Origin of the sequence: Paenibacillus sp. FSL R7-0331, assembly GCF_000758645.1 — a bacterium.
In the GTDB taxonomy this organism is placed as follows: domain Bacteria; phylum Bacillota; class Bacilli; order Paenibacillales; family Paenibacillaceae; genus Paenibacillus_AQ; species Paenibacillus_AQ camerounensis.
This window is the reverse complement of the sequence record NZ_CP009284.1, coordinates 1027489-1040501: the sequence shown is the minus strand read 5'-3', so window position 1 is coordinate 1040501 and position 13013 is coordinate 1027489. Positions and strand designations below refer to the sequence as shown.

At 51.0% G+C, this 13013-nt stretch carries 12 protein-coding genes; 3 read left to right on the top strand and 9 right to left on the bottom strand.

Features of this window, described 5'->3' with window-relative positions:
• Positions 1-2: 2 nt before the first annotated feature.
• From R70331_RS04465 to R70331_RS04430, 7 genes are all read right to left on the bottom strand, one after another.
• Entirely contained in the window at positions 3-695 is a 693-nt protein-coding gene (locus tag R70331_RS04465) for a sugar transferase (protein ID WP_042173210.1), read from the bottom strand.
• Positions 696-729: 34 nt separating this feature from the next.
• Positions 730-1620: a UTP--glucose-1-phosphate uridylyltransferase GalU gene (galU, locus tag R70331_RS04460; protein ID WP_042173208.1), complete on the bottom strand. Its 891-nt coding sequence runs from the start codon at positions 1618-1620 to the stop codon at positions 730-732.
• Positions 1621-1670: 50 nt separating this feature from the next.
• Positions 1671-2312 carry a CpsD/CapB family tyrosine-protein kinase gene (locus R70331_RS04455; protein WP_042173207.1) on the bottom strand — a complete coding sequence of 214 codons (642 nt, stop codon included), beginning with the start codon at positions 2310-2312 and terminating at the stop codon, positions 1671-1673.
• Positions 2296-3036 (bottom strand): YveK family protein, encoded by a 741-nt coding sequence (locus R70331_RS04450; RefSeq protein ID WP_042173205.1) that lies wholly within the window; start codon positions 3034-3036, stop codon positions 2296-2298. Before R70331_RS04450 ends, R70331_RS04455 begins: the two co-directional genes overlap by 17 nt.
• Before the next feature lie 419 nt (positions 3037-3455).
• A complete protein-coding gene (locus R70331_RS04445) occupies positions 3456-4091 on the bottom strand; it encodes a response regulator (protein WP_042173203.1) in 636 nt (211 codons plus the stop codon).
• Between the two features lie 23 nt (positions 4092-4114).
• On the bottom strand, positions 4115-5560 hold the full coding sequence (locus R70331_RS04440; RefSeq protein WP_231576404.1) for a sensor histidine kinase: 1446 nt from the start codon (positions 5558-5560) through the stop codon (positions 4115-4117).
• A gap of 825 nt (positions 5561-6385) precedes the next feature.
• Complete coding sequence (locus R70331_RS04430; RefSeq protein ID WP_042173197.1) at positions 6386-7243, bottom strand: helix-turn-helix domain-containing protein; 858 nt, start codon at positions 7241-7243, stop codon at positions 6386-6388.
• An 83-nt stretch (positions 7244-7326) separates the two neighbouring features.
• Between R70331_RS04430 and R70331_RS04425 the strand changes: the two genes are divergently transcribed.
• Positions 7327-9258 (top strand): beta-N-acetylhexosaminidase, encoded by a 1932-nt coding sequence (locus tag R70331_RS04425; RefSeq protein WP_042173195.1) that lies wholly within the window; start codon positions 7327-7329, stop codon positions 9256-9258.
• A gap of 40 nt (positions 9259-9298) precedes the next feature.
• On the opposite strand, the gene R70331_RS04420 is transcribed toward R70331_RS04425, so the two are convergent.
• Positions 9299-9619 (bottom strand): hypothetical protein, encoded by a 321-nt coding sequence (locus tag R70331_RS04420; protein WP_042173193.1) that lies wholly within the window; start codon positions 9617-9619, stop codon positions 9299-9301.
• 113 nt (positions 9620-9732) lie between these two features.
• Here R70331_RS04420 and R70331_RS04415 point away from each other — a divergent pair, with 113 nt between their 5' ends.
• Both R70331_RS04415 and R70331_RS04410 read left to right on the top strand, forming a co-directional pair.
• Entirely contained in the window at positions 9733-10710 is a 978-nt protein-coding gene (locus R70331_RS04415) for a hypothetical protein (protein ID WP_042173191.1), read from the top strand.
• 71 nt (positions 10711-10781) lie between these two features.
• Complete coding sequence (locus R70331_RS04410) at positions 10782-11021, top strand: NHLP leader peptide family RiPP precursor (RefSeq protein WP_042173189.1); 240 nt, start codon at positions 10782-10784, stop codon at positions 11019-11021.
• 21 nt (positions 11022-11042) lie between these two features.
• On the opposite strand, the gene R70331_RS04405 is transcribed toward R70331_RS04410, so the two are convergent.
• The gene (locus R70331_RS04405; protein ID WP_042173187.1) at positions 11043-12959 is read right to left on the bottom strand and encodes an ATP-binding protein; all 1917 of its coding nucleotides are present in this window, start codon (positions 12957-12959) and stop codon (positions 11043-11045) included.
• Positions 12960-13013 lie beyond the last annotated feature (54 nt).

Genomic DNA, 13013 nt, shown 5'->3' with positions numbered 1-13013 from the left:
TTTTAATAAGCATCCTTGGAACCGAGCAGCATAAGGCCGGTTTTGAAAATAATCTTCAGGTCCAGCATCGTGCTCCGGATATGGATATAAGTCAGATCCAGCTGCACCATTTCATCAAAGCCTACACTGTTTCTGGCATTTACCTGCCAGTATCCGGTGCAGCCCGGTGTAACAAGCAGCCGCTGCTTGTCGTAATCCGTATACTGCGCCACCTCTTCAACGAGCGGAGGACGGGGGCCGACCAGACTCATATGGCCCATCAGCACGTTCCAGAGCTGAGGCAGTTCATCGATGCTCGTCTTGCGGATGAATTTTCCGATCCGGGTAATGCGGGGGTCATCCTTGATCTTGAACATCGCCCCGCTCACTTCGTTGTATGCCATCAGGTTAGCTTTGAGCTCCTCAGCATTGGAAACCATGGACCGGAATTTATACATCGGAAACAGCACCTCGTCCTTGCCCACTCTGTTCTGCCGGAAGAACACCTTGCCTTTGGGATCCTCCAGCTTGATCAGGACGGCCACAAGAGCGAAGAGCGGCAGCAGGACGAGAAGACCAAGGGCGGAGAAAAGAATATCAATGATCCGCTTCATTACCAGATAGGAATCCATTCCTTTGCTTCCTTCTTTGGCATGCAGCATGTAAAGTTTCGGCAGGACGGCCTCGTAGTCTTCCGGCAATTTTTGCATGCTCATTTCTTCTCATTCCTCCTAAAAGTTTAAAATATGATTAGCTGCTAAGTGTGGTTTGTCCGGCTTTGCTGAGCCATTCCGCCATCGCATCCATTACCGGGTAGCGGAGATCATCGCTCTGGAGAGCAAATTCCAGTGTAGTCAGGATATAGCCGAGACGTTCGCCGACATCATATCTGGTTCCGTCGAAGTTATAGGCATAGACCCGTTCGCTCTGGTTCAGCTTCTGGATAGCATCTGTAAGCTGAATTTCGCCGCCGGCGCCTTTTTCCTGCAGATCGAGATATTTGAAGATTTTTGGAGTAAAGACGTAACGTCCCATGATTGCCAGGTTAGACGGGGCTGAGCCCAGCGGAGGTTTTTCCACAAAATTGTTAACCCGGTAGAGCCGCCCGTCCTGGAGGTCCGGTTCGATAATCCCGTAACGGTTAGTGAATTCATCCGGAATCTCCTGTACTCCGATGACCGAGTTCTGTGTTTCCTCGTACTGGTCGATCAGCTGCTTGAGGCAAGGAGTCTTCCCGGTTACGATGTCATCCCCGAGCATAACGCCGAAGGGCTCGTCTCCGATAAAGCGGCGTGCGCACCATACGGCATGCCCCAGGCCCATCGCCTCTTTTTGACGGATGTAGTGAATTTCTACTTTAGAGGAACGCTGAACCTCTTTGAGCAGTTCCAGCTTTCCGTCCTCCAGCAGGCGGGATTCCAGCTCGAACGCATTGTCAAAGTGATCCTCGATCGCCCGCTTGCCTTTACCGGTAACGATAATAATGTCCTCAATACCGGAAGCAATCGCTTCTTCCACGATATATTGGATGGTCGGCTTGTTGATGATTGGAAGCATTTCCTTAGGCATAGCCTTTGTGGCAGGAAGGAAGCGCGTTCCTAGCCCAGCTGCAGGGATAATTACCTTCTTTACCTTTTTCATCGCACTTACCTCCTGATCGTTATGTGTGGGTTGTGAGACTTAAGGAACTCTTATCTGGCCTGATTCATGGCAATGCCTAGAATATTCGACCCGCTCTGCTCAAGCAGCGTCTTCAGCTTGCGGACTGCCTCACGTTTTGTTTTGCCGTGCCTGGCCACCAGGATGACTCCATCGGTAAGCGGGGCAAGAATACGGGCATCACTGTATTCCACTGCCGGAGGTGTGTCGAGCAGGATCAGATCGAAGCTGTTCTTCAGCTCCTCCAGAAGAGCACCCATTTTGGAATTGCCGAGAAGATCCGGAGGACTGATGCGGGTCTTGCCTGCCGGAATGACGGCCAGGTTGGCCAGATTTCCGTATACAGCAATATCCTTCGCTTCCTCCTGGCCGCTCAGATAAGCGGCAAGCCCTTCACTGCCCTCTACCTCGAACACTGCATGCAGTCCGGGACGACGCAGGTTGCAGTCGATAACCGCTACCTTCTTTCCGTCCTGGACAAAGGATACGGCCAGATTGGACAGAACCGTCGTCTTCCCCTCTCCGCCTTCAGCCGAGGTGAAGAGAAGCACCTTTCCGCTGTCGCCTCCCGTCAGCCCGAGCTGACGGATATAGGTGCGTAGCGAACGAAAGGATTCGGAGATATGCGAGGACGGGTTCAAGTCTGCAATCAAGCTTTTATTCAGCCGTAACATAAGCACCCTCCCCTACTCTTGCATCGGCATTAGCCGCTCTGCCCAAATCACGCTTGCGGATGACCGGAATGCTGGCAATGACCGGCAGTCCGACATCAAACTCCGCTTCCTTCTCCGTTCGGAGGGTTCCATTCAATGTTTCCAGCAGCAGGATAATTCCAACCGCAGCCATAAGTGAAACCACAAAGCTGATGACCAGATTCATGGCTACACCGCCGTTAGCCGGTGCCGGAACATCGGCCGGATCAGCCGGTGTCAGGAAAGTAACATTATCCAGCATCATCAGTGACGGCAGGCTGCGGATAAAGCTTTGCGAAACCGCGTTAACAATGTTGGCAGCCGTGCTGTAGCTTTCGTCCTGCACACTCAGATTGATAACCGAGCTTTTCTCAGAGGATCTTACCTGCAGCTTTGCAGCCAGCTGTTCTTCCGTAAGACCAAACTCAGGATGATCAGCAGCAACACTGCTCAGAATGGCGGGGGACTTCATAATTTCCTTGTAGCTCTCGATGAGGTTCAAGCTGAAGTTCAAATTGTTAAGATTGTTGCTCTCGGGTACATTTGCGGTATTGTTGACCAGCAGCTGTCCGGAGGCGGAGTAGACGGGTGTAACGAAGTTCTTGCTGACATAGAAGGTAGTGGCACAGGAGACTAATACAAAAATCGTGATCAGCCAGAGCCTCTTCTTTATCAGGTTAATGTAATCCAAAATCGTCTTTTCCACAGTAACCCTCCTTCCGCATTCATTACGTTCTGAAAGCATTCATGAAAGTTTCAGATATCTTGTGTCTTATTCTATCAATCTGTGCGGATTGCCACATGGCTCCTACCATCACTTTAATGTTCACTTTCGAGTGATGGAAATTGGTGCATATGCAGGGCAGAATGGTATACTTTAGTACCATATCCCGGCGAAAAGCCTGCTGATGGATGGGAGCTAAGCCGACGCCAGCCCCAAACCTGTCTTTAATAAGGATAAGATCACCTACATCTCACGTCAGCTTTTCTAAAAAATTCCACAGAAACAGCCCCGGTCTTTGCGAAAAGACCGAGGCTGTTTCTGTAATATTCCTGTTGTTGCACAAAAAAACACGGACATCCTTGTCCGTGCTCAGTTATTTCTATGAACGTTATAAATGGCTGTTAATCGTAGGACATTTCATACTTGGTCAATCCGACTGCATTAGCGTACAGTGCTGCCTGCGTACGGTCAGCAACCTGCAGCTTCGCCAGAATCTGGCTTACATGCTTCTTGACGGTGAATTCACTGATGAACAGGCGCGAAGCAATATCCTTGTTGCACGCACCCTGGCCGAGTTCAATCAGTACTTCCTTCTCCTTAGGTGTCAATTCATCGGTAGGACTGCTGCCGCTCATCCGCATCTTATCTTCCATGAGTCCGGGATCATAATACTTCCGGCCCTTATAAACCAGCTGGATCGCAAACAGCAGTTCCTCCGGCAGGGCTTCCTTTAGCACGTACCCGTCAACCAGTACCTCTTCCGCTTTGAGGAAGTCTTCCCGGCTTGCCGATGAGGTGAGCAGGATGAACTTGCTGGAAAGTCCGCGGGCCCGGGCACTCTTGATAACATCAAGGCCTGATTCGTCCGCCAGCCGCAGATCTATCAGCACAAGATCAGGCTGTGTCTCTTCAATAACCAGAAGAGCTTCCTGGCCATTCGTTGCTTCGCCTGCAAAATGCAGATTCGGCTGCATGGAAATGACCGCTGCCAATCCTCTTCTCACCAACGGGTGATCATCAACAATGACGATATTCACTTGAATGACCTCCTGCCTAAAGTTTATGCGTTCTTTAATTCAGCCACGCCGACAGGTATCGAAATCGAAATCTTGGCGCCTGCATTTTCGCTGCTGGAGATATGAAATTCTCCGCCCAGCGACTGAGTCAGATACTGCATATTCTTCATACCAAGCCCGCCGGTAGTATCTTCAGACGTAGTCCACAGCAGATCGGTATCGAAACCGATTCCGTCATCTGTAATGGAAAGTCTGATCCATTTAGGCTTCAGGGACAGCTCAACATCCACCCGGCTGGCAGCACCATGACGTATGGCGTTGCCTGTCGCCTCGGATATGATCCGGAAGAGTGCCTTGTGGTAAGGATAAGGGAGGCTGAAATCATCCCCCGTTATTTTCAGTTCAATCTCCACATCATTGAGCCTGGACAGGCTCTTAAGATGTGATCTGACCATCCCGAGCCAGGTGGGTCCGCCGCTTTTTTTAGAACTGAGGCTGTAAATCGTAATGCGCAGCTCCTTGGCAACCCGGGTTGCCGAATCATGAATCAGGTCAATCTGCTCTTCAAGATCCGATTCAGACATTTTGCGCCAGGTCTGCTTAAGGGAATGGGTTGCGTATACGATGCCGAACAGGCTCTGCGATACGCTGTCATGCATCTCATCTGCGATCCGGTTCTGCTCATTCGTGATAATCAGACGGTTCTCGATGACCCCAAGCTCATGCCGCTCCAGAATGATCGCACTAAGCTCTGACAGGAACATCAGCTGCTGAATGTACCATCTGCGCCCTTCAAGTCCTTCCGAAGATTCCAGCTTCACGCCGATCATACCGACAAAGCGGGTACTCATTCTTACCGGCATCAGCAAAAAATCACCAAGGCCCGGCATACTCTTGAACACCGGCTCACGCTGCAGCCTCCATTCGTGCTCATGCTTTTCCAGCTCTGTGAACAAAAAGCGTTCCTCTTCATGCTGCCAACCGGTCTGCCGGCTCTGCGGAGCGGGTTCACCGCTCTTTTTGGCAAACCAGAATAAGGCCTTATCCAGCTTGGTCAGCTTCACAACGTAATCTGTGATGACCTGGCCGATATTCATGAAGTCATGCTGGCTGGAGGTTTCTACGATGTGATAGAGCGATTTAATATGCTCCATGGTTTCGTTGGTCCGCGCGTTCGCTTCTTCCCGCTGCCGCTTGATCCTGTTAACCATCTGCATAACTATAACCGCAAGTACCAGGGCTAGAAACAGGTTGCCGTTCTGCAGCACTGCATCTGATAAAGATTTGCCCGCGGAACTAACAAATATATAGCAAAACCCGGTTATAATAACAATATAGCTCAGCAGCAGCCCCCATCCGAAATACATGGACAGCGATCCCGCCGCGATAAGAACAGGGTTAAGTACGTAAAGCTTAAATACACTGTCAAAACCGCCTGTCAGTAAGGTCAGTGCAATAACGCCAGCCATCTCTATGCTGACTGCGAGCATTAGAACCCGCGGTCTAGCCCGGAGCCTCCGGTAAATGATTACGAATGCTTGTGCAGTTAAGAAAAGCGAGACGATTAATAGGGATTTATAAATGACGGAAGGCCCCGTATGGTCCAGGAGGTACATCAGAGATGTGAGGGACAAAGAAAAATATCTGTAAAAAGCTATCATTTTGTCTTCCGCAGTTGTTTTGATTTTCATCCCACCACCCTATTCTCCACCTTTTTTGGAAAATGCGAGCTTATCAAAGCTTTGTTTAAAAGCATCATACATGAGAAAAATCACAATAACAAGTTTCTATGTTTATTGACAACGTTTTCTTTGCAAAAAAATAACATTGCGACCTAATTTTTTTTGAGGTATTTATTATATTTTTATTCGATTCACCAAAAACTAGTACAACACATCACACCCGGCTCGCAGGCATACGCAAAACAGCCTGTCCGTAAGCGGACAGGCTGTTTTGCGGCGTACAATATCGGTTGCGGGCATTTACGGGCCAATCCCGCTCAGCTGGATACTGCCGGCCCTGGATGCGGCTGCTTAATATTACAAATACAAATCTGGTAACGCTGCTCTCCAACAATATGATAACCGGTGGAAAGAACACGGACTGTATGATCATTACGCACATCAACCTTGTGGAGAATACGGCAAGTAATGCAGTAACATTCTCTCATGGTTTCATCTCCGGTATATGCATAGTCAAATAGCACTAAACTTTCTGTTAATATTAGCTAAATAATAGCATCCTATTTTTATAAGTGTCAACATAAATCAGCATAATCCGACAAATTTCTTCTATTTTAGTCATGAATTCATCCGCTAAAGGACGTTGCTGCGGCACAGCTGCGGGGAGATGCCCATGTATTTCTTGAACAGTCTGGAGAAATAAAACGGGTCGCTGTAATGCAGAATACCCGAAATTTCCTTAACCTGCAGAGAGGTATTCAGCAGCAGATGCTTCGCCTCGCCCATCTTGAGCCTATGGATATATTCATGCAGCGGATAACCGCTGCTGCTGCGGACCATCCGGCGCAAAGTCGACATGGATATATGGTGCTTCGCGGCAAGCTCCGGCAGATCAGGCTGCTCATAGATGCAGGCTTCCAGATCCCTGCGGATGAGCTGAAGCATCCCCGGCTGCCAGAGCCGCTGATGATCCCGGACCACGAAGAAGCACTCCAGCAGCATAGCCTCCAGCCGCAGCGCCGCCCGGTCGGCATCGGCAGGAATACCGCCGTCCATCAGGCCCAGCACCTCCTCAAAGAAATCTGCAAGCCCCGGAAGCCTGCCGGCCTGAATGATACTTTCACCAGGTATTATTCCTGCTTCCAGCCATTCACCCACCCGGCTTCCTGTAAAGTTAATGTAGTATTCATCCCAGCTTCCGCCGGGGGGCGGACCATAGCTGTAGCAGCAGCCCGGCCGGAAAAAGAAAAGGCTTCCTTCCCCAACCAGCCGGTCCTCGCCTCCATCCTCAGACATCACCCCTGAGCCCGATACGATATAGACCATCGCCCAGTGACCGAACACCACATTACTGCGGAACAGCGTTCTGCCCGGCAGATGCCCAACCTGCCCGACCCGGATTGCCCTTAGCCTAAGCATAGAAGCATCCAGCTTGGGATCAATGATTCTTAGCGGATAAGGGCTGATCATATAATCCATGAGCTTGGGCATACACTCTATTCCTCCTTCTATTTCAGCATGCTATCGTTAATTACAGGTGATCATATTCTACATGAATAAGAGGTGTCTCAGCTATGTCTAAAATCTGCGCTTTGCAGCTTTTGCCCTGTCCGCAGACTCTAACGGTCTTAGAGGGGCTGTTTCGCATCCCATTGAACAGCTCTATCATTATCCCCGCAGCAGAGAACCGGGATATACTGCCCGCAGCCCGTAAGCTGCAGCAGATAATCAGCCGGGTGCTGCAGCTTAGCCTGCCCCTTTCTATCGGCTTTCGTTCTTCTGTCACGCCGGCTGTGAGCTTCCGTTACAGCCCCCTGCTTCCTGCACAGGGGTACGAAATTACAGCCGGAGCAGACGGAATAGCTATAAGCTACAGTACTCCGGAAGGGGCTTATTACGCTGTAGCTACACTGAAGCAAATTCTGGAGCAGTGCGGCAGAGAGCTGCCTTACCTGTTTATCCGCGATCAGCCGGATTTTGCCGCCCGCGGCCTGATGCTTGATATTAGCCGCAACAAAATCCCAAAGCTGGAAACCCTGCTGCAGATTGTTGATTTAATGGCTGACCTGAAGCTCAATCAGTTACAGCTATATATAGAAGGTTCCCCCTTTGCCTACGAATCCTTTCCGCAGGTCTGGGAGCTGGAAACACCGGTTACGGGCGACGAATTATTGCGCCTGGATGCCTATTGCCGCGAGCGTTATATTGAGCTTGTACCGAACCAGAACAGCTTCGGCCATATGGAGAATTGGCTTACCCGTCCGGAATTCAACCATCTGGCCGAAATTCCCGAAGGATTCAAGCTGCCTGAGAGCATGTATGACCACGATCTTTACCCGGACGGACTATTTATGCAGCCGGGTACATTCCGTACAGAGCATCCTGAGGTCCTTGAGCTCCTGGGAAAAATGTACGACGATCTTCTGCCCTACTTCACTTCCGCGCAGTTCAATGTCGGCTGTGATGAAACTTATGAACTGGGGCTTGGCCGGAGTAAAGCCCTTGCTGATACTGAAGGCAAGGGCCCGCTATACCTGTCCTTCCTGCTTGAAATTCATAAACTGGTCACTGCCCGGGGGAAAAAGATGCAGTTCTGGGGGGATATCATCATCCAGTATCCCGAGCTGATACCGCTTCTTCCGAAGGATATTGTCGCCATGGAATGGGGCTATAGTGCAGGGCATCCCTTCGAAGCGGACACCCTGAAATTCCGTGAGGCACAAATCCCGTTCTATGTCTGTCCGGGTACGAGCTCCTGGAATTCGCTGACCGGCCGTACCGACAACATGCTGGCCAATCTGCGCAGCGCAGCTGTACACGGCAAAGCGAACGGCGCAACCGGCTACCTCATTACCGACTGGGGCGATTTCGGCCACTGGCAGCATCTGCCGGTCAGCTATGCCGGCTACGTCTTCGGTGCCGCACTCGCCTGGAGTGTCGATAATAATCTGGAGGCCGATACGGCGGGATACCTGAACAGCTTCATCTTCTGTGACCGCTCGGCCGGAATCGGCCAGCTCCTGCTTGACCTCGGCAATTATTACAAGCTTGAATCCGGCGCCCTGCGTCCTAATGATTCCGAAATGTCCATGCTGCTGCGCAGCGGGCTGGACAATATGGGGATTGCCGGCAAGCTTAGCCCGGAACAGCTGGATCAGTTGGAGGCATATATACTCGGCATTGAGGAGCGCCTGGAGGAGCTGTCCTTAGGCTGTGCGGATGCAGAGCTTGTCATGCTGGAGCTGCGTAACGGCATTCACTTTGTGAAGCATGCCGTACAGCTCGCCCGGATCAAGCTGCAGCTGGCCGGAGCACCGGAGCCGCCCGGCCCGGCCGTTATCCGCAGGCAGATTCATGATCTTGAATTGCTGCTGCACGAGTACCGCGGGCTATGGCCCCGTCGCAACCGGCCGGGCGGACTTACGCAGAGCATCAGCAGGCTGCTCCGTCTCAAGGCGGAGTACGAAGCACTTCTCCACAGCCTTACTGAGCATACAGGGAATTAACAGAAGCAATAATAAGCAGCCGGATCTTGTCCGGCTGCTCTCATGAATCTCTTCCCGGTTTAAGCCGTCTGTCCCGCAGTAATTCCTCCCTCACTTCTTCATACTGGTTAATCAGCATTTCCCGTTCTCTGCGCTCATGCACCTCCCGCACTCCGCTATCCGGCATCACAGACTCATCCTCACTAATCATCCAGATATCTGAGAACAGGTAATCCCTGATTTCAACTACCGTTCCGCTAAGCCTTCCTCCCCGCCAGAGCAGACCGCCGGCGGTGCGGATAACCGCACGCCCGTCAGGTGTAACGGCCTTCTGACCGATACGGATCTGGGCCAGCATCTGACCGAATGTGTACCATTGCATCTGCACATCCCCCTTCAGATTCTAATTGAAATAGACGTTATTGCAGCATACAATCATAGTATCAAAACAGCATAGATTTACAGACAAACCTTATAGTGACAGGGGACAAGCCGATGGAATGGCTGAATGATTATGAGCAGGAGCTTCAAGCCGTTTTTCAGGAATGCAAAGCAAGCATTGCCGCATTTCCGGAGCCGCTGAACTTCAGGGGGTTGGCTTATCTGGAGCAGTTCGATGTTTTCCGGGCCCGCAGCAAAAAGAATTATATCTGTTATCTGCTTCCGTTCTGGCTGCGCAGCGAATGCGGGCTGAGCACACAGCAGACACACATCATGTCCTCAGGCAATGTCCTTCTGATGCTCTATTTCTTTTTGCAGGATGATCTGATGGATAACCGGCGCAGTTCGGCCGCTGAGCTGCTGCCGCTGGCCAACCTGCTGTATGCGGAGTTTTTTGACCGCTACCGCCCGCTGTTTTCTGCAGAGTCCTCCTTTTGGAGCCACTTCAAGCGTTATCTCTTCGAATGGTCTGACAGCGTCAGCAATGAAGCTACCGGTAACTACTACTATAACGACCGCAGCCGGATTGCCGCCAAGGCGGCACCGCTCAAGCTTTCAGCAACAGCCGCTCTGCTGCTCACCGGCTCTGCATCCTCTATACCGGCTGCTGAAGCTGCTGTCGAGGAGGTGCTAATCACGCTGCAGCTGCTCGATGATTATGAGGACTGGGAAGAAGATCTGGCGGAGGGCAGCTATAATTGCCTGCTGGCTCTGGCCAGCAGACAGCTGTACCCTGACAATCCCGAAGCCCGCCTGACCCCTGCTGAAGTCAACCATTTCATTTATACAGCCGGCGGTCTCAAGCCGTATGCTGCTGCTGCCGCAGACAACCACGAACGGCTGCTCGCCGGCGCTTTCCGTGTTTCCGGGCTGACCGCCTTTCATCAGAAGCTGGTGGACAATCTCCGGCAGCTTGAGGCAGCGGTCGAAGCGGAAAAAGAGCTGCTGCAGGGCGGAGGATTACAGTATTGGCTATCTAAGCATATGAAAACCGGCCAATCTTTGAAAAATTCAGCTAACAACCAAAAATAGTCATAGATTCAAATAAAATGCTATGATATGCTTACGGGGTAATCTAATCATATCGGGGAAGGGTGATTGTTGTGTCAGAGGCAATTCTTAAGAATCAAGTGATTCAGAAGGCATGGGAGGATCCAGGTTTCAAACAGAAGCTGCTTGTAAATCCGAAGGAAGCCATCAGGGAAGCACTAGGTATTGATCTGCCTGACCATATTACGCTCAAAGCGGTAGAAGAAGGCTCTAATGAGTTCTACCTGGTCATTCCGCCAAGTCCGTCCTCCGGTGTTATGAAGACGGATGTCACCCTCCTCGGTTCCTGGTAAGCATACAACACATTCCTGACTTCACAGGGAGTCTGAACCTTCCGGAGGCTTTGCCAGCGGCAAAGTCGTAACGGATTCGGTTCCGGCTCCCTTTTGGCTTTCGAAGCGGACCTCGCCCGCCATGGCTTCAATAATCCGGAAGGTCACCATCAGGCCAAGGCCCGTCCCCTTCGTTTTATTGGAGAAATACGGCTCGCCGAGCCGGTTCAGCACCTCATGGTCCATCCCCTCCCCGTCATCCTGAATGTGAATATACACATAATCGCCGATACCGTAAGCAATCATATGGATCGTACCCTCATCTCCCAGTGATTCGATGCTGTTCTTAATAATATTAATGAATGCCTGCTTGAACTTGGAGGAGTTGCCCTTTACCCACAGGCCTTCTCCGGCCTCCATAATCATTTTGCCCCCGTTCAAATGGCATAGCGGCAGCATAATACTCTCGATATGCTTGAACTCCTCCCGGACATTAAGGATCGAGACCTGCTCGAATTCCGGCTTGGCAAAGGTAAGGAAATCCGTGATGATATTGGCCGCACGGTCCAGCTCACTGAGCGCCATTGATAAATACTGCTCTTCACTCCCGCTTGCTTTCTCGCTGAGAAGCTGAAGGAATCCTCTTGTCACCTGCAGCGGATTGCGCACCTCATGAGCTACCGATGCGGCAAGTTCGCTGATGATCTCCATCTTCTCGGAACGCTGCAGCTCGTTGTTGAACAGCTCCAGCTCCTGAGAATACCGGACTACCTGCCGGTGGTTCAAAGCCAGCCTGCGGCCCAGAATAACAATCAGCGAGAGAATGAATACGACGAGCGCCCATTTCCAGTAGAACAGGTCATAGTCACCGTTTTTGATATAATACCAGACCAGCTCCGATACACCGGTCAGGGCGGCGGTACCGAAGCCGATGGCAAAGGTAATCGCATCCTTATTTTTTTTGAGCGAAAAGAGAATTACACAGGCAATGAGCAGAATAAACTGGGCAATCATAATGAAGCCGATTACAGTTGTTGAAACAAAATAGTACCCTTCGACAAAACGGTTGTCTGCCAGCGTATTAACAATCAGGAACATCATGCAGAACAGGGAATAGGCTGTCTGAAAAATACGGAACCGCCGGATGATGGAGAAGCGGCCGCTCCCGAAAATCCGCTCAAATAAAAACGTAAGCGCAGGCAGCAAGGACAGCAGCCCCACATCGAGAAAGATCACACACAGTGCTCCGTAAGAGCTGTAAAAAGTATAAATGAAGGGCGAATAGGTAATCGCCAGCACCCCGGTAGCCGCAATGACGACGGATAATGAAGCCGCGATGTTAAAATGCTCCCTGTCCAGAAAAAAACCGCACATGAACAGTACCAGCGCCACAAAAATAAAGGAGCCGCCGAGAATAACGTCGATCAGTCCGTTTTTAACGTATTTGCGGATCAGCTCACTATGCTCGCCGACTTCAATAATGTCCTTGACTCCGATCCGCTCCTGCAGTGTCGAAGTCCAAATATACATCGTTTTACCGTTATCTTCGCCTGTAAGCGGTATGAGCAGAGAATAATTATCCTTGATATAGCTGCGGTCGCCCTCCAGAACAAGCCGGTCCTCCACAAATACTTTGATGTGCAGAGCATAGAGCTTTTCGATGTAAACAGCAGGCGACGCGTAGTTTGAGTCCGGCAGCTCAATCCGGGTCCAGGCTGAAGAGATTCCGTCAGGAAGATCACCTGCCGGCTTGGCTTTTCCGCTGCTGAACCAGTCTCCCTGGCTGCCGGTCGGAACCTCAAGTCCTGTATCCCCCGTCCGGCTGCCCCACTGCATCTGCCACTCTGTAATTTCATTTGCGGGATAACGGCCTTCCCCGGAGGATGACAGCGACCCGAACGTCATTAGAAGAAGCAGCAGCAGCGCTGTTATATGTACACTTTTACCAATCAAGCGCATGCAAGCACCCCAAAAGAAAGTAGTAGTATTGCAGGAATCACAGCTAGTATTTCG